This is a genomic window from Bremerella alba, from assembly GCF_013618625.1.
Lineage (GTDB): Bacteria > Planctomycetota > Planctomycetia > Pirellulales > Pirellulaceae > Bremerella > Bremerella alba.
On the sequence record NZ_JABRWO010000004.1, the window covers coordinates 107376 to 128712 of the forward strand.

The 21337-nt window shown below is 53.4% G+C and carries 17 protein-coding genes; 5 read left to right on the forward strand and 12 right to left on the reverse strand.

Going from position 1 to position 21337, the window contains the following annotated elements; genetic code table 11:
• A complete protein-coding gene (locus HOV93_RS08170) occupies nucleotides 1-1215 on the reverse strand; it encodes an SGNH/GDSL hydrolase family protein (protein ID WP_207395994.1) in 1215 nt (404 codons plus the stop codon).
• 265 nt (nucleotides 1216-1480) lie between these two features.
• Between HOV93_RS08170 and HOV93_RS08175 the strand changes: the two genes are divergently transcribed.
• Nucleotides 1481-2611 (forward strand): hypothetical protein, encoded by a 1131-nt coding sequence (locus HOV93_RS08175; protein WP_207395995.1) that lies wholly within the window; start codon nucleotides 1481-1483, stop codon nucleotides 2609-2611.
• Here HOV93_RS08175 and gmhB read toward each other — a convergent pair.
• Nucleotides 2562-3266 carry a D-glycero-beta-D-manno-heptose 1,7-bisphosphate 7-phosphatase gene (gene gmhB, locus HOV93_RS08180; protein ID WP_207395996.1) on the reverse strand — a complete coding sequence of 235 codons (705 nt, stop codon included), beginning with the start codon at nucleotides 3264-3266 and terminating at the stop codon, nucleotides 2562-2564. The two genes, HOV93_RS08175 and gmhB, sit on opposite strands and share 50 nt — an antisense overlap.
• 212 nt (nucleotides 3267-3478) lie before the next feature.
• On the opposite strand from gmhB, the gene ppk1 reads away from it, so the two are divergent.
• The 3 genes from ppk1 (at nucleotide 3479) to HOV93_RS08195 (ending at nucleotide 8162) form a co-directional block, all read left to right on the forward strand.
• Nucleotides 3479-5650: a polyphosphate kinase 1 gene (gene ppk1, locus HOV93_RS08185; RefSeq protein ID WP_207395997.1), complete on the forward strand. Its 2172-nt coding sequence runs from the start codon at nucleotides 3479-3481 to the stop codon at nucleotides 5648-5650.
• A gap of 117 nt (nucleotides 5651-5767) precedes the next feature.
• Complete coding sequence (locus HOV93_RS08190; protein ID WP_207395998.1) at nucleotides 5768-6889, forward strand: S1C family serine protease; 1122 nt, start codon at nucleotides 5768-5770, stop codon at nucleotides 6887-6889.
• Between the two features lie 112 nt (nucleotides 6890-7001).
• Nucleotides 7002-8162 (forward strand): YcxB family protein, encoded by a 1161-nt coding sequence (locus tag HOV93_RS08195; protein ID WP_207395999.1) that lies wholly within the window; start codon nucleotides 7002-7004, stop codon nucleotides 8160-8162.
• A gap of 5 nt (nucleotides 8163-8167) precedes the next feature.
• Here HOV93_RS08195 and HOV93_RS08200 read toward each other — a convergent pair whose 3' ends face one another.
• From HOV93_RS08200 to HOV93_RS08215, 4 genes are all read right to left on the reverse strand, one after another.
• Nucleotides 8168-9028 (reverse strand): hypothetical protein, encoded by an 861-nt coding sequence (locus HOV93_RS08200; RefSeq protein WP_207396000.1) that lies wholly within the window; start codon nucleotides 9026-9028, stop codon nucleotides 8168-8170.
• Between the two features lie 265 nt (nucleotides 9029-9293).
• Complete coding sequence (locus HOV93_RS08205) at nucleotides 9294-11417, reverse strand: peroxidase family protein (protein ID WP_207396275.1); 2124 nt, start codon at nucleotides 11415-11417, stop codon at nucleotides 9294-9296.
• Nucleotides 11418-11488: 71 nt separating this feature from the next.
• A complete protein-coding gene (locus HOV93_RS08210; protein WP_207396001.1) occupies nucleotides 11489-11626 on the reverse strand; it encodes a hypothetical protein in 138 nt (45 codons plus the stop codon).
• Between the two features lie 242 nt (nucleotides 11627-11868).
• Complete coding sequence (locus HOV93_RS08215; protein WP_207396002.1) at nucleotides 11869-12342, reverse strand: hypothetical protein; 474 nt, start codon at nucleotides 12340-12342, stop codon at nucleotides 11869-11871.
• A gap of 332 nt (nucleotides 12343-12674) precedes the next feature.
• Here HOV93_RS08215 and HOV93_RS08220 point away from each other — a divergent pair, with 332 nt between their 5' ends.
• Nucleotides 12675-12929 carry a biotin/lipoyl-containing protein gene (locus HOV93_RS08220; RefSeq protein ID WP_207396003.1) on the forward strand — a complete coding sequence of 85 codons (255 nt, stop codon included), beginning with the start codon at nucleotides 12675-12677 and terminating at the stop codon, nucleotides 12927-12929.
• A 24-nt stretch (nucleotides 12930-12953) separates the two neighbouring features.
• Here the strand turns inward: HOV93_RS08220 and rpiB are convergent, their stop codons facing one another.
• The 6 genes from rpiB to HOV93_RS08250 form a co-directional block, all read right to left on the reverse strand.
• On the reverse strand, nucleotides 12954-13394 hold the full coding sequence (gene rpiB, locus HOV93_RS08225; RefSeq protein ID WP_207396004.1) for a ribose 5-phosphate isomerase B: 441 nt from the start codon (nucleotides 13392-13394) through the stop codon (nucleotides 12954-12956).
• 176 nt (nucleotides 13395-13570) lie between these two features.
• Entirely contained in the window at nucleotides 13571-14938 is a 1368-nt protein-coding gene (locus HOV93_RS08230) for a hypothetical protein (RefSeq protein WP_207396005.1), read from the reverse strand.
• A gap of 59 nt (nucleotides 14939-14997) precedes the next feature.
• Complete coding sequence (locus HOV93_RS08235; RefSeq protein ID WP_207396006.1) at nucleotides 14998-16611, reverse strand: hypothetical protein; 1614 nt, start codon at nucleotides 16609-16611, stop codon at nucleotides 14998-15000.
• A 23-nt stretch (nucleotides 16612-16634) separates the two neighbouring features.
• Nucleotides 16635-17375, reverse strand: a complete 741-nt coding sequence (locus HOV93_RS08240) for a glycosyltransferase family 2 protein (RefSeq protein WP_207396007.1) — start codon at nucleotides 17373-17375, stop codon at nucleotides 16635-16637.
• 295 nt (nucleotides 17376-17670) lie between these two features.
• Nucleotides 17671-18489: a Nif3-like dinuclear metal center hexameric protein gene (locus HOV93_RS08245; protein WP_207396008.1), complete on the reverse strand. Its 819-nt coding sequence runs from the start codon at nucleotides 18487-18489 to the stop codon at nucleotides 17671-17673.
• 45 nt (nucleotides 18490-18534) lie between these two features.
• Entirely contained in the window at nucleotides 18535-21201 is a 2667-nt protein-coding gene (locus tag HOV93_RS08250; RefSeq protein WP_207396009.1) for a hypothetical protein, read from the reverse strand.
• Between the last annotated feature and the right edge of the window lie 136 nt (nucleotides 21202-21337).

Here is a 21337-nt window from a genome sequence, read left to right on the forward strand (position 1 = left end):
TTAGTTAGCCGATTCTTCAAACTTTAGGTCGTACGCGACCGGCTGCTTTAACTCGAAGATCTTCTTATCTTGCTGCTGGATCAGAGGATCGAATTGTGGAATCTCGACGGCGTTGTTTCCCTGCTCGTGCTTGCGAAACAGATAGAGATACGTTTCGTTCTGCGGTCGATATCGATCAAAGAAGAGTTGGTTCTTACGAAGGATCGCTTGGCGGATTTGTTCCGTCTTGCTGTAAAGGTTCGCGGCAGGAATATCGACCCCACGTCCCCACTGCTCGGTGCTTGCGCTCACGCCAGGCGCGTCCCCAGGGCCCTGCAAGACGCAATTGCCTTGCTGATCGAAATGAATGACGCATTGAATCGACTGAGGTGCCGGCGTACCGGGGGCAGCGGCATACGGCAGCGGGACTGAAACCTTATCGTTTGGTTTCAAGGGATTGGCCGCGACGGCTTTCAACGGGGATTCACTCGACCATGTCCCAGGGGTCAAGCTTTGCACCATCTTCGGTGCCAGATACCAATACCCAAAACCAGTCAGATGCATTCCGTTGTCGGTCAGATGCTCCGGAGCTTTCTTACCGGTCGACTGATATTTGGCAAACGCCTCGTTCATGCCCATCGTGCGGTGGCCACGGTCGTAGGCCAACTGCCGGATCGCCTTGGCGTACAACGTAACATCTGCGTTGTACTGTTCGGGATTGGGCAGGGGCGGGCCGAGATTCTCCATCGGCAGGGGTTGGATCAGGACAATGCGTTGGGCTCGCTTTTCCAATTCATCAAGCAGCTTCTCGTAGTTCGACTTGAACTCTTCCAATCCTTCCTTGCCGCGGAACGCTTCATTGGTTCCGTAGCCGACAAAGATCACCGTGGGGTCGACAAGATCCAGCGACTTGGTCAGATGCGACCAGGCCTCTTTCTGATTGCCAAAGCGTGCCCGAGAGATGCCGGTGACGGTGTCGCCACTCCAGCCAAGGTTTCGCATGGTGAAGTTGGTTTCCGGCAGGGCCAGATTCAAGGCCAACTCGAAGTAACCGTACTGCTGCTCTCGTTCAATGAACGTTCCACCGACAAGGGCAATTCGATCGCCGTCACGGATGTATTCTTTGACATCGCGAGAACCACCAAACTGAGCGAACGAGTCAGCACAAATCAGTACTGACAGAACAATCCCTACAGAGCAGGGAATAAGCCGAAAAGTCCAGGGGCTACCAATCACGGGCAATGCTCCAGATTCGAGCGAATGAAGGTCTAAACGAGGCAGGGCAGGGAGGTAATACTAGTGTAGCTGCTGAACACCAAACTTCCAGTTAGGAACATCCGGACTTAGTTTTTCAGAAAACCCAAAAGTCGGCCGGCTTGATTTGCCCTAATTAAGTGCTTTCTTGTTAGAATAATTGATTGCCTCTGGCCGCGCCGGGGAGCTCTTGTCCAACTTCCCCTTCCGCGCGACCAATCGATATCGCCACGTTTCGGAGCCCCGCATGCTGTCGAGTTCCTGCCCTCGTTGTCACGACTCCATTCGCATCCCTGCGTTTGCCAAGGAGACGTCCGTTATTCGCTGCCCACGTTGCACCGAAGAATTTCCTTTGAGCGAAATCTTTTCTAGCTTGCCACCGGAAGCCGAGATCGTTTCCGGGCCCGGCTCCGAAGTCAACATTGCGGCCCCGGCAGGTCTCGCGGATACGAGCGAATACAACTTGGTTGGCGCGTCGAACGAACCGACAACTGATTTTCAGATCAGAGATTCGGGTCCCCTCGCAAGTGGTCCGCCAATGGCGAAGATCGATTCGTCACGACCTAGCCGCAAGCCGAAGAAGTCGGAACCCAACCCGATCCTCGAGTTCGCCAAGATCATCGTGGGTGGTGCCGCCGGCTTGGCAATCGCTGTGGTGGCGATCATGTGGTTCGGTCACCAGGACGTTTTTAAGATCGTCCCGAAGCTTCCTACCCAAGTTTATTTTCTGATCCCTGACGAACTGAGAACGAAGGAGATGAAAACGCTCGCCGCGGAAGGTAATTCGCCTACCGTGCCCCCTTCCGATTCAGACGTCCCGGTCGAGTCGATTCCGACGGAAGGAGCCCCGGTCGACGATGCCTCGGATGCGGATAATCAGGTTTCGAGAAACCAACCGGTAGACAACCCCAACGAGAGCCCATTGGCCGCAGCGTTCAACGAGCAGGTCAATGCGTCGAAGCAATCGACACCCGAGAAGAAACCAGCAGCGAAGCCGAACCCCAAACCAGAGGGACGAAGAGTCAACGCGGAGATGCCGGTAAGCAAACCGGCTGGTGCGGCAGAGCCGAAAGCCGAGCCCAAAGAGCCTTCCGTTGAACCGAAGAAGAAACCTTCAGCCAAGCCGATGCAGCCGACCACCGAACCCGAAATGACCGAGGAGCCGGCGAAAGCCCCCCAGGCCAAGCCGACAGAGCCTGCAGCAGAGTCAAAAGAACCAACACCGATCGATCCGGTGTTGGTTGAAATGATTACTGAAGCATCGGAAGAACTTGGGCCAATCGGGGCCGAGATTCCTCCGCCCGCTCAAGCTGGTCAGGCCGAGCCTGTTAGTGAGGGTAATGTCGACCTATCTCCGGTCGATGATGGCGATAAGTAGACGCGAACTTAGGTGCCTTCAAACTTTGCGGTTTGGTTTGATCGAGGGCGGACAAAATTTGTTCAACTGCCGCAGCTAAGTCGTCCACGATGTTGGTGACCAGGGCCGCACCGGTCGCTTCCGCTTCGCGAAGCAGCTCTTCTTCGGTCTTCTTTCCGTAGCCGGTCCGTACCAGGATGCCGCGTGCTCCGGAGTTGACTGCGGCACGCAGGTCGGATCGCTTGTCTCCGACGACGTAAGCCTGACTGAGGGAAACGTTCTCCTGAGCAGCCGCAGCACTAAGCATCCCGATGCGGGGCTTGCGGCATTCGCAATCGACCGCGTACTTTCTCACAATCGCATCCGGATGATGAGGGCAATAGTAGTACGAAGTGACGGAAGCTCCCTGATCGGCCAACAACTTGTCCATATAGTTGTGCACGTCCTGAACATCGTCTTCGCTGTAGTAGCCGCGCGCGATGCCAGACTGATTGGTGACGACGATCACCGGAATGCCTACCTGATTCAAGCGGGCAATCGCTTCGGCAGCCCCGGGAATGATCCGCAGTTGGTGGGGCGAACCAAGGTATTTTACCTCTTCATTGATCGTGCCGTCGCGGTCCAGGAAGACGGCCGGTCGGCCAGGTCCAGTCCAGATCTTCGTATCTATCGCCATGCCAGCTGGTCCATGCTAGAACTCAAAGAAACCTCTTGGTCGGGTCGTTGTAATATTTTCATCGACCAATCCCAAGGTCAATCTTCACCGTTAATTCAAGTCGAAACCTTCATCTGGGGGCCCCAGTCGGGGTGCTTTTCCGCTAGAATGCGACATTCGGCCCCGGATTTGACCCAAGCAAAGTTTTCCGCATAAAAAGGCTCGACGGACTGATGACGCAGGAAATAACGGCACGCTTGATCGACCAGACCCTGAAGACCGCTTCACCGGAAACCGATCTAACCGATGCCTCGTGGCGAGACGCGTATTCTGACCGTGATCTAGGCTGGCTTCAATTCAATAGCCGCGTCCTGCACGAGGCACTCGATGAGCGTAATCCGGCCTTAGAGCGTATCAAATTCCTGGCTATCTTTACGTCGAATCTGGACGAATTCTTTATGAAGCGGATCGGCTTGCTGCGTACCCGTAGCCAGGCCGAACGTCTTAAGAACAAAGTCATTGGTCCAGTCCCGGTGCAGCAACGCCTGCAAGAGATGCGTCAGGTCATTATTCCTATGCAGAAGAAGCGTGCCCAATGCTTCCGCAATGAGCTCAAACCGCTTCTGGCCGAGCACAACATCCATCTTCTGGATTGGGACCAACTCAGCGATTCCCAACGCGAGAAAGCACACCTCTTTTTCAATCGCAACGTCTACCCGGCACTGACGCCGTTGGCGCTCGATCCTGGGCACCCATTCCCATACATGTCGAACCTATCGACATCGCTCGGCTTTGTTCTGCGTGTGCCAGATTCGGAAGAGAATTTGTTTGCCCGGGTCAAGGTTCCCAACATTCTGCCACAATGGATACAACTCGATTCAGAGATGGATGACGCGCGGTCATACATTCGTCTGGCCGATCTCATTCATTACAACGCCGAGAAGCTGTTCCCCGGCATGACGATTATCGACTCGACGCTGTTCCGCCTTACGCGAAACTCGGAGGTCGAAATTGAAGACGACGACGAATCCGAAAGCATCCGCACGATCGTCGCGGAAGAACTTCGTCAACGAAAGTTCGAGCCGGTCGTGCGTCTAGAGCTTTCGGAAAACCCTAACCCGTGGGTTCGCTCGCTGTTGATGCACCAATTCGATCTCTCGGAAGATGACGTCTACGAAGTACCGGGCGAGTTGGACTATGCCGGCATGTGGCCGTTGGCATCGCTCGACATCAAAGAACTTCGTGATGAACCATGGAACCCGATCGTTCCGGCCGACCTGGCTGGTGAAGAAGCGGATATCTTCTCGGCCATCAAGGCCGGTGACTTCCTCGTGCATCATCCGTATGAAAGCTTCGATGCCAGTGTCGAGCAGTTCATTCGTGCCGCAGCGAACGATCCCAAAGTGATCGCGATCAAGATGACCGTCTACCGGGTCGGTGACGACACGCCGTTTGTGCGTAGCCTGATCCGTGCTGCCGAGACCGGCAAGCAAGTTGCCTGCTTGATCGAACTCAAGGCCCGCTTCGATGAAGAGCGAAATTTGCACTGGGCGAAGGAGCTCGAAAAGATCGGTGCCCATGTTGTTTACGGTGTTCTTGGTCTAAAAACGCACACGAAAATTGCCTTGGTGGTTCGTCAGGAATCGGACGGTATCCGTTGCTATGCTCATATCGGTACCGGAAATTACCACGTAAAAACGGCGCGGCTCTATACCGACCTGGGGCTGTTCACTTGCGATCCGATGCTGACAACCGACGTGGTGAATTTATTCCATGCCCTGACGGGGCGTTCTCGCGAACCCAGTTTCCAAAAGTTGCTGGTAGCGCCAACCAACATGCGCGAGCAGTTCCTGGAAAAGACACGCCGCGAGATCGAGAACAAAAAAGCAGGCAAGCCCGCGATGATCATCATCAAGGTCAACCAGTTGGAAGACCCAGAGATGTGCCAAGGCATTGTCGCCGCATCCCAGGCCGGTGTTCAAGTTGAATGCTTGGTGCGCGGCTTCTCTTGCCTGCGTGCTGGCGTGCCTGGCCTGACGGAAAATGTAACCATCCGCAGTATCATTGGACGATTCCTAGAGCATTCCCGCATCTTCTTTTTCGCCAACGGATCGGACGACCCCCTCGATGGCGAATACTATATCGGCTCGGCCGACTGGATGCAGCGTAACCTCAGCAATCGCGTCGAAGCCGTCACGCCGATCGAATTGCGGGGACACAAAGAGCGACTGTGGGAAATTCTAGACGTGCTGATGAGAGATCGTCGCCAGGCCTGGGTCATGAAACCCGACGGAGAATACGAGCAGCTTGTTCCTTCGGACAGCGACAGCGACATCGCGCGACTCGGCTCGCATCGCACATTGATGCTATTGACCCAGCAGCGACTAAAAGAACGCATTAAGTAAGCCCAAGCTTTGCTGTTGAACCAATTCCCACCTTAGTCGTACATCGACATGTGCGAATGTTTTCGTAAGCTAATTTAGCCCCCTGGAGAGTCACCCTTCGCCTCAGGAGTACGATCGATGCCCACACTTCGCGTATTTCTCGCTACCTTACTGGTTGTCGCCTGCCTGTTCTCGACTTCGATCTGCGCCCAAGACCCAGCTGTCACCGCTGCTCAGCAATTTGAACCTCAATGGAACGCCAAGCAGTTAGAGCTGACTCCGGAAGAACAACGCAATGTCTATGTGTACGAGCAGGGCAACCGTGCCGTCGTCCATATCACCACGCGAAGTGTCCAGATGGACAACTATTTTCTGATGGAGCGTCCAGCCGAAGGATCGGGAAGCGGAAGCGTGCTCGATAAGCAAGGGCTCGTCTTGACGAACTATCACGTGATTGAAGGGGCCCGTGAGATCCGGGTTACGCTTTTCGATGGCGATAGCTACGCTGCGGTACTGGTCGGCCAAGACCCGGTCAACGATATCGCGGTGTTAAAGATCGACGCGCCGAACGATGCGCTTCACCCAGTTCAGTTTGGCGATTCGACTCGTTTGAAGGTCGGCCAAAAGGTTTACGCGATTGGCAATCCATTTGGCTTAGAGAGAACGATGACTATTGGCATCATCTCGAGCTTGAACCGCGTCCTGCCGTCGCGCAGCGGACGAACCATGAAGTCGATCATTCAAATCGATGCGGCTTTGAATCGCGGAAACTCAGGCGGTCCCTTGTTCGATAGCAGCGGTCGCCTGATCGGCATGAATACGGCGATTGCATCGAGTACTGGCGAAAACACAGGCGTCGGTTTCGCAATTCCGGTCGCGGCCATTGAGCGCGTTGTGCCCCAATTGGTAAAGAACGGCCGCGTCATTCGCCCCGACATTGGGATCACACGTGTTTATCAAACAGAACAGGGACTCACCGTTGCGACAGTAGCCCCTGGTGGTCCGGCCGACCAGGCCGGGATTCGCGGTTTTCGACTGGTGCGCGAACAGGTCCAGCGTGGTCCGTTTGTGTACGAGCAGACTCGCCTCGATCGCAGCGAAGCCGATACCATCGTGGGGATCGATGGACAGCAAGTTCAGTCCGCTGATGACCTGCTCTCGGTGATCGAGAACAAAAAGCCAGAGGAACAGATTGTCTTGAGTGTCCTACGTCAGGGCGAGAAGATCTCGGTGCCGGTCAAGCTTGGCTTAGAAGACTAGCCACCTACAAACGCCGGATACGCCTGATCATGACCAGACCGACACAATAGCAAAACACATTACGAGGGGCGAAAGTTAATCAACCAATGACGCGACTTCAACATTCTTTACCATGATGCTCATGGAAGTTACCTACGAAAATAAGCCGGATGATATCGCCGCTATTTTACATGGATTGCCTTGGGCAGATCGTCTGAGAGATTACCGGCACACGCTCAAAGTTCTGCTGGCCGTTTGGCCGCTCGCGGTGCTCTTCGTGATCTTGAGCGAGTGGTTTCTTCTGGCTTGCCTGCTGGGAGTGGTCGTCGTTTGTGCGCTGCTGTTATCGATTCTCTACTGGCGTGCCTGGGCGAGCATCGGCAAGACTGCCAAGGTCATCCCTGGTCCGCAAACGTTGCGACTCTGGGATGACTACCTGGAATTGACGGCCGAGCGTGGCGGGTCGCGGCGAAGCTGGAACAAGGTTCCTCGTGTGCAGAACATGCCGGAACATGTCGTGATCTACATCCAAAAGATGCGAGCGTATGTTATTCCCAAGCGTTACTTTTCGACGCCCGAACAGGCAGAAGCATTCGCGACCAAAGCGCAGTCACTCAGAACCCAAGGCATCGAAACCCAGTCCCCGCTGATTGACTGGGAAGCATTTCGTAGCGACATGCAACTCGATCAATTTCGCTTGATTGAGCACCTGAAATGGGACCCCAATCCCGAGCTATACGCGCGTTTGATCACCCTGGGAATCAATGCGGATGGAAAGAACATGGTGCCCACAATCTGGGGGCTTATCAAGCAACTTATTTTGCCGATCATTTTGACCCTGCTCCTGATCGTGCTTCGCTATCAAGTGGGAATCAACACCGACGTTTTCTACTATTTGCTACTGATAATGACGTCGACGTTTCTCTTGGTTTTCGGGCTACAGTGGCATAGTCACGTTCAATTCCTGAAAGAACTGTTGGTGCAGCAGGATGTAACTCGGCCCGATGAAGCCTGGTTTTACGAAGAGGGAATCGCCACGCTTACCGAAGAAGGGGTCGGCTTTAGCCGCTGGAGCATATTGGATCAGGTAACCGATGATTGGGAAGCCATCGTGATCTACGACACCATGCCTTATATCTATCTGGCAATTCCTAAAACAGCGTTACCCGACCCGGAGAAACAATCGGCCCTGTTCGAGCGTTTGAAACAGTGCACCGATATCGCGCACGATCGCGAAGAAGAAATTGTCTTAGCGGAAGTCACAGACAATCCGTTTCAATCGCCTAGAACTTAAGTCGATCAAGCGGGAAACGATATACGCAGCGTCTCTCTTCTTTGTCGTTCGATGATCGGCGTTTCCGGCGAAAGTAATTGCTCGACCAACTGCTGAGCGTCATCTGCTAAGTGAATGATGCGTGATTCCCACATCGGATTGACTAACGTGTTTTGCTGGAGTAGTTCATCGCCAAAACTAGCCATGACCGAATTCGCGATATCACGATTCAAATCTGCATTGGCCGGTTCGCTCATCAATTGACTACCAAAAGCTTCCAGCGCGGTTTCGAGCAACATAGTCCAAGAAGCGTTCTTATTGGTCGTACCACGTTCGCCACGAATGTCGTTACCAAACTCGCGGACACGTTCCTGATCGTAACCAAAACTGTTCACGTCCGTATCGGCGGCAATGTATCCCAGCAGCATATCCGTCCAACGTTCGGTGCGCCGCCGGAGTCGATTCAAAGGAACCATCATGGTCGATTCCAGTCCGCGTCCATGCAAAAGCAGGTTCAGTGCCCGGTTCCTGGCTTCCATGTGCCCTAAAAACACACTCCGCGCCACAGGCTCGGCGATACTTTCTCGCTGAATTCTGTCATGGGCAACGCATACCGAGATCCACACTCGCGTGAGAATGTCGCTGACCAAGATCTCTTCGATCACCGGACGTGCCGCATTCCAAAAACGCGGAAAATCCATCGCCGTGCCAGACTCCAGAAGCTGCGCATGCGTCTTAAGACGAATACCCCAGCGATCGAGACGACACTTAGAAGAAATCCAATAGTGCTCCAATGCCGTTGGGCTGTAAGTCACGTTGCCTCGCAGGTACGCAGGAGCATGGACAGCGAGATAGGCGGCAAGTTGGACATGTTCGCGGGCGTGCATAGAGGAGACGTTCTCGGCGAGACTATGGATGGCTGTTTTCACAAGCTCGCCAATGTGCGAGCCTGATCCGATAAGTCGAACGAAACATGAATTTGCAAAGCGAGTGCCAGCCTTCGCTACCCCGCACACGAAGGCATCCACAAACCACTATACAGCAACAACTTACAACGCTTCAATTGTTTCTAATCGACCCTTGGCAGCTCGTAGAAGATGTTGCGGCACGGCAACATGTTGCCGTGTCGCAACATAATGGATGGCCACTTGTCTACCTGAAATCGGCCACGATACGATCGACGGCACGGCGGAAGTTGTCTTCTCTCCGCCGCGAGTCTTCCTCGCGTCGACGACGATCCTCATCGCGGCGTCCAGGCTCTTCACCACGTCGCGGTCCATCGTTTCGGTCGCGTCCCTGATCACGACGATCGAGTTCTTCAAGCAGTTCTCGACTCGTTGTCGGAGCTTCTTCGGTCAATGTATCGACACGGACATCGACACCAGCCTCTACTTCCACCGAGTCATTGGGATCATCAGAAAAGATCACGATACGTTCGATGCCGCTATAGGCAATCAATTGATCGTTCCACTGGATTGAATCTTCGCCGATTACAATCGAGTCGGTACCTGCCCCCATGGCCAAGACCAAGACATCTCCACTACCTTCTTGTCCTTGAACAACGAAACCTCCCTCCATCGTCGACTCAAGCTGACTCAAGTCGAGGACGAATACGTCACGCTGCAGATCCTCGCCAAGGACTTGAACCTGGCCGACGTCGGTGCCAAGTTTGGTCTCGCTGGCAGTCTCTTTTCGATTGGTCTCTTGAATCGTGACTTCGTCCCCGGTGCCGGTGATCCAGGTCACTTCCGATGGGTTCTCTGCAGCATCATGAATCCACACCGAGGCATCAAAAAAGACGTTCTCCTGGAGCGTCGTGATGTCGGTGTTTCGAGCAATGATATCGCTAAGCGAAGTCTGCTCAATTGCCTCCAACTGGCGTCCCGTGAATACGTTCTGATACCAGAATCGGTCTCCGTCGCGCAAGCGTGTGAACTGGTCGACCAAGACGGTCTGGAAGAGTTCCCCCATGCTGGCGCCCGTCGCATGATCTTCTGCCAGCCCACCGACCCATAAGTCGATATCGTCGACGGAGTCATAGGTTGCCGCTAGGGCAGCAACCACTTCCGAGTCGGACGAAATTTCGTCGAATGAGCTAACCAGATCTAATCCGTATGCAACGCGGGTGGTGTTATAGTCTGCCAAACCGTGATCACGGCCTCGCTGAATATTGAGCGAAGCCAAATCGAATCCGCCTGCCCCTGGAGAGCCGAACAGAAAGTTACGGACGTCGTCGACCAACATGTTATCGATTTCCTGGGCTTGCTGAGATGCGAGTCCCAGCAGTAGCGAATCGATTCCGTTGTCGACAATCTCTTGCGGATTGAAGAACATCTCTCGGAGTGAAAGCGATCCTTCGTCGGCTACGGTTCCATCGTCATTAAGTCGTAGTATCTCGCCAGACAACATGGTATGCCCAAACCGATAGGCTGCGGTGGCAAATTCATTGGCAATACTGGGGTCGATCGTCGGATCATAGCCTTCGTAAGCAGGAATCGTATTAGAACCAAGCAGCGCCGGCAGAAATTCATTGAAGGTGATCGCTTGAATCTCCGCGATGACAATCGCCCGGGCCTGTTGATAAATTTCTTCATCCGTCAGACCAGGGTTTGCAGCTGCGATTTCGTCAGCCAAGCGATTATGCTCGCGCAGAAAGAGCGTGTGCATTGCAGTCAAACCGACTTGTTCGTTAGCTCGGACATCCCCGGCTACGAAGAAGATGGAGTCTTCCGCCCCCTCATAGACATCTCCTTCGGTTGGCAGCAAGTCTCCTTCGCTTGTCTTGAGCTGCCCTCCTTCAAACGTTCGCAGCGCAGCCGCTAAAGAATCGTCGGAACCGTAAATCATCGAACCGTCGATGAATGCCGTGATCGAGTTGATCTGTTCGCGAGGATTATCTACTGAGGTGCCGGTGGTTGGGTCATAATCGCTGCGGCTGAAAGCAATACTCGCCGTTCCGGTACCGGTCGGATCAAAATAAATATCTCCGGTGGGCACGTCGATTGACAACGATTCTTCGGGCTCGACTTCACCGGTCAAGGTGAGATCATGATCCAGAAATTGCCCCCATTGCCAAACAAAGTCGGTCAGAAAACGATCGTTCGTCTCTGAAGTCGACTGGGCAACAATGTTGTTGCTTACCTCCCGGGCACTTGGGCGATCTTCTCCGGACGCCTCGGAAATTCCATCGGCGTAGTCAGCCTCAACTATACGTATGAACTCTGTCTCGGCACTTCCGAGCGTAGGATCGATTAGATTATTTCCAGTACCGTCGATCGTCCTTACTTCGTCCTTACTTCGTCCTTACTTCGTCCTTACTTCGTCCTTACTTCGTCCTTACTTCGTCCTTACTTCGTCCTTACTTCGTCCAATGCCGAGTCGATAACAACCGAAAGATCGCTCGCCAATAGTTGACGCTGCTCAAACTGCTCGCCGCTGATTCGCTTTTGTCGTGTAACTCGCTTTAGGTTTTTGAAGTTTCTCATCGTGCGCTCTCTGTTCGTGATTGCCCCTGCTATCTTGCGTTGGGTTCCTGCAGAAAAGTGGCTGGCACTTGGTCGACAAAGCAAACACGGGCCCAAAAACACCGTCTACATGCGCTGACGTACTGCTTAAGACGTAGGGCTGAGTTTCAGAGACGACAAGCAATTTGCGCACGAAGAATTTATCGGTCGAGAATCTGCCGAATTTCGTCAGGCAATGCAGCGTTTTGAAGCTTGCTAAGAAGCTAAGAATTGCGCCCAAATCCGATGAAGTCTGCCCGGATCAGTCGCCGGCCTTCTACTTTCCAGTAGTAGCAGTAGAGATCCGGTGTAGGCTTATCGACACGAAACACCAGTTCTAACCGGTTGGGCGTCACCGATTGCAGAAGCGCCGTGTTTAGCAATTTGTGCTCGGAATTGACGTTGAAGCGATCCAACTGCTCGTGATGAGAGTCTTCGAGTAGGATCTGGACGCCAGGACTCAGGCCGCGATGCACTGGGGGTGTCTCAAAGATATAGACAAAATAGGTTTCGCCGTTGTCGCAATGCCAGCAGTGCTCGGAATGGAGCCGGTAACCGGGCTCGCAGAAAACGCTTGAATGACGCCTGAGCCATTCTTTTCCGCCGTCGGCGATTTTACGTAGCGACGATTCGTAGATCACCCCAAATGCGATCAGAACAGCACAAACGAGTGCCGTTGACTTGATACTATTGGCCATAGCGCCCCCTATCAGCCAAATCCCCTGTCCTAGGATCCCATGGTGTTTTGGTAACGTAATCTAATTCTGCGATTGCCACCATTTATTTATCAGAAACTATTTTTTTATGCCATCTTTCGCCAGTGGTCGCTGGAAACAGGCCAAAAGATAGCCAGGCAATTGCTTGGTTTCCGCTTTGCCAGCAATTGATTCGATCTTGAATCGATACCGCTTCCCCGTTATTACTCTCCCACCCTCGCCTGAGCTAAGGAGTGGGCATCAACAAGGACGATTGAGAGTGCCCGAAGGTTCTTAAGTTTCTGAACCTGACAGACTGTAGAAATCGGAAATCAATGCTACGCGAAGACTTACAACCGCTGATTTTGCCGGAACTTGGATTAACCGATATCCTGGTTCGTACCAGTTTGTGGCTCGTGCCTCGCGGTTCGTTCGTACGCGAAGGAGATCGCGTGGTTGAAGTGCTTGCCGGAGAGGTGACCTTCGATGTCGTTTCTCCTGCCTCAGGTGTTCTTTGTGAGCAACACACCGAAGAAGACGATATCGTCAGTGAAGGTCAAATATTGGGGCATATTCGCGTGGGTGCGTAATCGCCCAAAGTCGTTGGCAGAAAACTAGTTCTGCGAAAGCGTATCGATCTTCTCGATACGACGCTGGTGACGACCACCCTCGAATTCGGTTGCCAGCCAGGCGTCGACGATCTTCAGCACATCTCCTTCGGCGGTCATTCTTTCGCCGATGGAAATCATGTTCGCTTGGTTATGTTGACGACCAAGCTTTGCCGTTTCGACATTCCATGTCAGAGCGCAACGAATGCCGTGGATTCGATTTGCGGCGATTGCTTCTCCATTTCCGGAGCCACCCAGTACGATTCCACGCTCGCACTGCCCCGCCGAAACGGCTTTCGCCGCGGGAATGATAAAGTCGGGGTAGTCACATGACTCGGCCGAGTCCGTCCCAAAATCGACCACCTCGTGCCCGAGCGATTGGAGATGCTCGATGATGATGGTCTTGTAGTGATACCCAGCGTGGTCCGAAGCGATGGCGATCTTCATGGAAACAGCAGACGCAGACTAATGATCTACGAGTTGTAGTGGAAAACTTAGGAGGTCCGCACAGGGAAGGTGGACCGACCAAAAAACCGAGCGGTTTATGATACTCAATCCTTGTGCGTTTGCCATGTCCCCGCTGACGGAGGAATTTATCGAGCCCCCTGTCAGTATCACGCCGCTTAGCGCATCGGCAAGACATCGATCGCTGGGAACCAGGGCGGATCGTAGTCAAACAGCTGCACTGCCGCATTAGCGGCTATTTGGGTCGACGCGATCATTTGACCTTGCTGAAGCACCTGTTCGATCGGCAAGTCACCAAGCACCATCCGCACGAGTTGGGCATGGGTTAATTCCAGATAGCTGCGCCCTAGTTTTCCATCGCTGAGGGTTCCTTTTCGCTTGCCTAAGTGAATGCAGAACTTATCCCCATCGATCAGCAGCCCCAAGTCCAGCGGAAGCTCAAGACCTCGCAACTTGGCACGCTGGTGAAGCGTGGCGGCCAACTCGGCCAATTGCTGAATGGGATTGGGCATTCGAACAAGAATCTCTTCCCCAGGCGGCGTACGATTCGCAGCCGGAATGTCTTTCAGCAGGTCATGCACCGGATCGGATGCCGGCGATTCGAGGTAAAACTCAAGATGGTCAGCTTCGTATAGGTCGCTGCAAATTCGATTGATCAAAGGATGCTCCACCTCTTTCTCGTTGGGCTGGGTAACCACCTCCAAGATTTTGTTGTCTTTTACGACGGCGTAGCCTGCAATTCGATCGATGGCATCATCCAACGCCAGCTTGTTTCCTCCGCGTATGGCCACATAAAGTGCATCAAAGGCCTTGCGACGTAGCAGCCAATCCCACATCGCAGACGAGCGAGGCGAACCGATTTGATTTGCTTTAAATGAATTTTCGTAGAGCGAGACCAACGCTTCCGCTTCGACCTGACGCATCAATCGAATCCAGAGGCCCGATTCACTTCGAGATGGTAACAACGGTGGTTTCTCGATCGATGCACCGCGAACCGATGCTAAATAGGGCTCGGTGGCCGCCTTGCTACGGAAGTTGCTCGACATCGGCACCCAACCAAATCGAGCCAATCGCTGCGCCATCGCTGCGCTGGTTCGATGCGTCATGAACGCGCCGGGGTAGCGATCAAACGTTGCATCGAGGCATCCAAAGAAAGCAGCGACATTCTTCAGATCAACGTGCTCTGGCGCCAAAACGAATTCACTCGCACGAAGGTACGGCACCAAGGTACCTTGCAGCCACACCTGCTGCGGAACACAGCGAATATGGCCAATAATCTGATTGCCGAGTCGGAACGTGAGTCGTTCACGCGTATCGTAATCGGGGCGTTCCTGCTGAGAATGAAACTCGTTTTCGTCGTAGGCGAAAAGGCAATGTTTCATCAATTGCAAGATGGCGAACTGTTCGCCTTCCTGACTGGTTGTAAGGCCAAACTGAGCCGCATCTCTGCGAGAGAGACTCGCATGAGAGGAAGATTCGGGCGGCTGAATCAGGGGCGAATAGGTCGATGAGACGACGCGACGCATTCAATCCGACTCCGTTCAATAAAGACAAATCCCTTTGCGAAGTGAACTCTCTCTTTAGATTAAATCTCTTTCTCAGCAAGGTCCAGTAGCAAATTTCGTAATCCCTCTTGGGGAAAGAGTAAAAACGAGTATTCTCGCGACGCCGACAACTGTTTCTGATGCAACATATGAACCGTCTTCGCGCGCTCAATTCGAAGGCGCGCAACAGGTTCCGCGATTTGATTTCGCAACTTGGAATTCACTTCTGCGAGTTGTCGATGCCACAAACGTTTTTCAGGAAAATTTGGAACATTGGCAAGCAAACTCGACTTTTGTTTCAACAGTGACTGCCACTGGGCGTTGTTTTCTATGTCACCCGCGATCGCGCGATCCGGATTGAACTCGGCATCACGCAGACGACTTTCGATCTCTTGAAGATCGCTCTTGCTCACCCCAATCGAATCGATCGGCAACTGGGCCGTCGCGGTGGCCGTCACATACTCAGGCGGATCCAAACCGATCAGGTGACGGTTGATTTCATCGGTTACCTGATCGTATTTCGCGCCGCCAATGCCATGGATGAACAGATCGGACGCCACCAACCGCAAGATGGTAGTCGTCATCAAGGCCCGCGGACGAATGTAGACACCCTGGGAAGCGAGCTCCTCAAGGCGAGCCGGCAAGTCTTCGTCGTTGGACAGTTCGATTTGCCAGCCTGCTTGATCGGTGAGCATGAGTTGTCCGGCCGAACTCGAAACCCATAGCCCGCGCCGACTTGCGTTCTTTTTCGTCCATACCCAGAAGGGGACTTCCACCCAAGCTTCGTCGACGCCCAAATCAGGCACTGGATGGGATGTGCTGCGAATTTTATGGACGTCGCGATAATCTTGCACACATTGGTTGTAAATTCCTCTGTAGGAGGTCGCATTCACCAAAATGAAGCCCAGAATGCGGCAAAACCATTGGGTCTGACATAACCTACTCAGCGGAACATCCAGCACTTGAAGGCCAAGGGATTCTTCCAAGCAGTTTCGAGCCACTGAAAAGGCCAGGCCTAACGGTTTGCCGGCTTCTACCTCTTGAACGACTCGCGGCCAGAACTGTGAGACCAAAGAATTGGCAACAAAGGGCTCAATCGTTGCTTCGGCACGTTTCGCAAACGAGCGTAGCGTTTCCATTGACTGCGGATACGTCATTTCCCAGGCAACCCGTGGCCCCGGTTGGTCGTAGGCAATTCGCGTCGGACGAGGTTCGCCTGGCGTACCACTTAGCGCCGAGATAGATGGCGCTGGCGCGACGTCGTTATCGATGATGACATTAATCGCAATGCCTTGAACCTGAGAAGCGATTCGGTCTGCCAGAAAGTTCTTGAACCAGACTCCCGGATGGTAGAGTGCCGGTTGATGCCCGGTCATGATCAGCGGACCGTCGTCCGTGGGATGCTCGGGAACATCGCGATAAGCCGACGTATGTTCGCGCGCGATACGCAAGATATCCAACCGCGCCTCTCGACGAAGCACATCTAGCTCAACGCCACCGTAGCCGAACGGGCGATCACCTGCCGAGGCCAACCTCGATCGATTTTCGGCGATAAGTCGCTGGGCATTGAGCGGACTTGGCTGGACAAGTACTTCGCCGTGACTGCGGGGCGCACGAACGGCTTGGTACCGGATTCCAGATTGCTCGGCAGTCATAAGAGTTTCTTAGGCGAATAGGCTCAGCACGAAGCCATGGTCTGGGCACCGGTGCTGGTCATGCCGCTACGGGCAAGGCTGCGATCTAAGACGAAATGATAATAGTTCAGCCGTGTGCTACCGTCATCCAACGCACCGCCAAAAGATCGATTCTCGTCCAAATAGATCAGGGGCACCGGCAGTTCGACGATATTCAATCCGGCCTTAGCAGCTTCCACCCAAAGCTCGAGCGGCATCGCGTAGCCGGTCTCGGTCACATCCAACTTTTTAACGGCCTCTACTCGATAGGCCTTGAACCCACAGAACGAATCTGTGAGCTGAAAACCGAGCAAACGATTTAGCTCGGAAGTGACTCGGCGATTGATGAATAGCCGCTGGGCCGGCGGCTCGCTCTGTCCCTCGAATTGCTTGAGATATCGGCTACCAGACACGATATCGACCGAGCGACATGCCTTGATGAACTTCGGAATCAACTGCGGCTCGTGCTGACCGTCACAGTCCATCGTAACGACGATATCGAACTGGTGATCGTCCGCATATCGAAACGCGGTGAGCAGGGCGGCTCCGTAGCCGGAGTTCTTCTCATGCGTTACGACAATGATGTCATCGCGTTGCCGAAGAAGTTCCAACGTGTCATCCGTCGAACCATCGTTGACCACAAGCACGGGATGCCCATAGCCGACAACCTGATCCAAAACCGCATGGATGGTGCTCGCTTCATTGTAGACCGGCAGGGCGATGAGTGACTTATCGCGTTGTTTCATAAAGTTCGCCAATCGTGCGCAAAAATTAATTTAACGAGGGGTTTTGACAACCATTGTGCGAGGTAGTCAGCCCAAGTCGACTGCCCCGACGGCCTGTCCCCTTACCTCATGACCATCAGCACCGGCCAATACCGTGACCTAACCATTGTTATCTAAAGGCGTTAGATCGACAAACCCGCCATCTATTATCGACGCGTCCTAAACCATAAAATACAGTTGAGGACACAATGGTTGTGGCAACATTAGCTTGGATGCCGAGTACCAGCCTGCGTTGCAAAGCCCGGGCCAAAAATCTTCATGCAAAGTGAATGGGGTCCGTTTCTTGTCGACTGCTCCACACATTGGCCGTAGGAAATGCCTCGGACAGAATGGTCGCCAGTTTCTCTACCGCAAATCTCTCGCTGGCATAATGACCCACGAGTATTAACGCGACATTTTGAGCTTTGGCTTCGAGACATGTGTGGAAACTGGTTTCTCCCAGAATCAGACAGCCGACCTTCTTCTCAATCGCGGCGGTAAGAAGTTCACCAGACGATCCACAACCAACGGCCACCGTTTGAATCTCTGCCGTTCCCCGACCCACAACTTTGACCATCGGGGCCCGGGTAACTTGTTTGGCCATCTCGGCTATTCGGGCCAACGACATACTCCCTTCGGCAAATCCTCCCCAACGTCCTGTACCAACCGGAGGAGTTGCCTCAGTGACGCCCAGCAGTTCGACCGGCACCAATGGTCGTACATCGGTCAATCCGATACCCGTTGCCAGTTGATGGTTAATTCCTTCCGCACATGAATCGAACGCTGTATGCGGGCTATAGACAGCAATCTTGTTCTGAATCAGCTTCAAGAGCATCTTTCCGACGGTGTCGTCGGTGGTAATCTGCTTGAGGGATCGGAAAGGGAAGGGATGGTGCGTAACGATTAAATCAGCGTCCGCTTCGATGGCTTCGTCGACAACCTCCGACGTAACTGTCAGGCAGGTCACAATACCGTCGATCGACTGCGTAGAGTCCCCCACGAGCAACCCCACATTGTCCCATGATTCGGCCAATTGCCGGGGGGCGAATCGTTCTAGAAACTCGCAAACGCTGTTCAGAATCAGGGGTTCTGCCACGGGACACTCTCGTCTGGTTGATTGAGGGAACGAACCGATCGCACCTTAATCCTTGACTTCTACGCGGTGATTGAAAACCCGGGTACCGCCGATTTCTCGTAGTCGGAGCAAGATTGTGCTTCCTTTCAGATCGTCTGCATCAGAAATCCGATAAACGATCGACGTACGCCCCAATCCGAAGTTCATGACACGTTGCCGCATTTGCCGGCGATCAGAGGCATACAATAAGCAGTCAAACGAAATGAGTTGCTCTTGTAAATTGTGGATGGTCGCTTCGATGACCAGTTCGCCCGTTTCATTGTCGAAGGTGGCCGTCGATTCGACCTGCATCATTCCACTGCCGACCAATATTTCACGATAAACGCTGAACTCGTACTCTTGATCTCCACTGACCTGGAAGTCAATACGCACTGGCTGCAAACCACTGTCTGCATCCGCTCGTAGCAAGACCTTATAGGGTGACTTCAGTTCGCCCCCACGCGTCAGTTTGAATCGCAAAATATTAGGATTCACATTCCAGACATCCGGAGCGATCAGACGTGCTACCCCACTAATCGCCGTGGGGAAGGTATTCAATACCGTTGCATCAATACGCTGCGTGCGTCCGAAGTCGCTCTCTAACTCGGATGGCGAAAATTGAAAGGCCAGTCGCATCTTGGCGACGCTGTCGTTCAGTCCGATCAAAAATTGCGGAATCGGTCCGACAGGGATAACCTGCTTGTTGCCTTCCTGCAAAGGCGAAACCTCGCGTCCCCATAGGTCGATGATTTTGACGTCTTCACCGAGATACAGTGTTTCGTAAATCTCTCGTGAGTTCCATAACAGCATCACGGTTCGATTGCCGCGGGCAAACACGTGGTTATGGCTATTGTTGGGCAACTGGATAGATCCCAGGTATTCTGTCCCGGAAATCAGCCTTGCCGTCGTGCGCCATGGCAAGAGCAACTCCGATGGCGAGCCGTCCTCATTCATCAAGCCATATTCGCTATCGAATGGCTTAGAAATGAACGCCGCGTCTGCTTGATGTATTTTGGCGGACACCATCTTTTCAACCAAATCGCGTGCGCGTTCTTCTGTCGTGTACTTGGAACGGGGCAAAGGGTAGATCGTTGCAAAACGAGTTGTCTTGCCTTGAGACTTATCGAGATAGACGCCCAATTCGTCCTTGGTCATTGGCAGCAAGCCGTCCAAGCTTCCGCTGGGTGGCAAGATCGAGTACGCCAGAAAGTCGTACGGAAGATCTCTTCCCACCGGTGTTTCTGCCATCCATCGCCACGGGATCCCCAGTTCAATGTCTTGTCCGCTGGTACGTAATTCCTGACGGATTTGCCGAAGCTTTTCCATCAAGTTGGTGTAGCCAACAAAGCTAACATCACCGTCGGCCCCCAGTTGCCAGTAATGAACCGTCAGCGAAAGTCGTGTGAGAATAGGCTCGACATAGGGTCGCCACAGCAGCGGTTCGGCGAAGACGTTCGCCACTAACATCGTTTCTTGTTCGCCAAACAAGTTTCGAATATCAGCGGGCGGTTTATCAATCACTGCCACGACATTGATGTTGTGTTTATTCAAACGTTCGGCAAAGCGGGCAATGTTATTGGCGCGTTCCAAGTCATCGTCGTTGTACCACACGGGAAATTTAACCCAGTTCACACCTGCGGTGACTAGAAGGTCAAACATTCGCTGGAAGTCGAGCGGCTCTTCTCCGCTGGGCAGTGACCACCCAAATTCACCTTGCTCAGGAACCGTATCGCGAGAAACAACCGCGACGGTCATCACACGACGATGCATCAAGCCTGAGCTTCCCATCATCGTGGCACGTATTTCGTAGTAGCCGTTCTGTTCGATGGGGGGTACCCATTGAATGTCACCGGCATAGCCGACATCCCAATTCTTGTCCTGGAACGCCTTCTTACCGAACAACTCTGAAATCTTCTCGGTTTTGCGCGCGACGACTTTTCCCTCCAGCTTACTCTCATGCCGTGCAAGGGCCTGACGCCCGACGTCGACCAATTCAAAGATCACCGTCGGATCGCGTTCCAAAATTCCAGAAACGTTACAGTTCACCTTGATGGGTTGGTCATCGTAGTAGACGCTTCCACCATCGGCCGTCTCGAGAGTCATCTTCGGCAGACGGGCAAACCACAGGTCGTCGAACCAAACATTGCCGGTCAAGTCTTCGTCGACATCTTCTTCGGGACCGATATGCAGCCCGATCACGGCCATGTCGAGGTTGGTATTTTTGGGGGCAATGGGACCGATACGAACTTTGATCCATCCGCCGGTCTCTTTGAATTTTTCGGAATAGTACGTCTCGACCGGTTGCTGTTTGTCATTAAAAAAGGTGAGCGAGATGTAGGCCTTATCAAACTCGAGCCCCTCTGTTTTAATCCGCCCTTCGAGCACGTAACTGAAGATATCCCGCACTGCGATTGGCGGGCTATAAGCCGTGGCAGATCCACCGTCGAGGCGAATATTCAGCGAACGATCGCCACTGGCCGCTTCCTGATCGGTAATTTCCACATCCACGTACCGTGGATAGCCAGGCCCTGACCGCCGAGTCCATTGATCGGGCCACAGATCGTAGTTGAGATCGGTGTCTTCTTCAAAATCACATTGAAACAACTTGATCGCTTCGGGATGGCGTTCCTCGATCGGCGCATCGTTCCAGCCTGCGGCCAAGACCATCAGAGGTAATAAAGCGAACGACATCATTAGCGCAGTGCAGGCAAATTGTTTCGGTGAGTCTTACCCTACGCAGAACCGGTGCGCAGTCCGCTAAACTCTTGCTCACCAAAACGCGACCGCAGGCACACCTTGTGAAAACCGCAGTGCACCACCACGTCAAAAG

Coding starts and splice junctions, on each gene's coding strand:
- HOV93_RS08200 (WP_207396000.1), bottom strand. CDS start 9,028: ATGCACGCCCGCGAACATGTCCAACTTGCCGCCTATCTCGCTGTCCAT.
- HOV93_RS08210 (WP_207396001.1), bottom strand. CDS start 11,626: ATGAGAAACTTCAAAAACCTAAAGCGAGTTACACGACAAAAGCGAATC.
- HOV93_RS08235 (WP_207396006.1), bottom strand. CDS start 16,611: ATGACTGCCGAGCAATCTGGAATCCGGTACCAAGCCGTTCGTGCGCCC.
- HOV93_RS08220 (WP_207396003.1), top strand. CDS start 12,675: ATGCTACGCGAAGACTTACAACCGCTGATTTTGCCGGAACTTGGATTA.
- HOV93_RS08250 (WP_207396009.1), bottom strand. CDS start 21,201: ATGATGTCGTTCGCTTTATTACCTCTGATGGTCTTGGCCGCAGGCTGG.
- ppk1 (WP_207395997.1), top strand. CDS start 3,479: ATGACGCAGGAAATAACGGCACGCTTGATCGACCAGACCCTGAAGACC.
- HOV93_RS08230 (WP_207396005.1), bottom strand. CDS start 14,938: ATGCGTCGCGTCGTCTCATCGACCTATTCGCCCCTGATTCAGCCGCCC.
- HOV93_RS08175 (WP_207395995.1), top strand. CDS start 1,481: ATGCTGTCGAGTTCCTGCCCTCGTTGTCACGACTCCATTCGCATCCCT.
- HOV93_RS08215 (WP_207396002.1), bottom strand. CDS start 12,342: ATGGCCAATAGTATCAAGTCAACGGCACTCGTTTGTGCTGTTCTGATC.
- HOV93_RS08190 (WP_207395998.1), top strand. CDS start 5,768: ATGCCCACACTTCGCGTATTTCTCGCTACCTTACTGGTTGTCGCCTGC.
- gmhB (WP_207395996.1), bottom strand. CDS start 3,266: ATGGCGATAGATACGAAGATCTGGACTGGACCTGGCCGACCGGCCGTC.
- HOV93_RS08195 (WP_207395999.1), top strand. CDS start 7,002: ATGATGCTCATGGAAGTTACCTACGAAAATAAGCCGGATGATATCGCC.
- HOV93_RS08240 (WP_207396007.1), bottom strand. CDS start 17,375: ATGAAACAACGCGATAAGTCACTCATCGCCCTGCCGGTCTACAATGAA.
- rpiB (WP_207396004.1), bottom strand. CDS start 13,394: ATGAAGATCGCCATCGCTTCGGACCACGCTGGGTATCACTACAAGACC.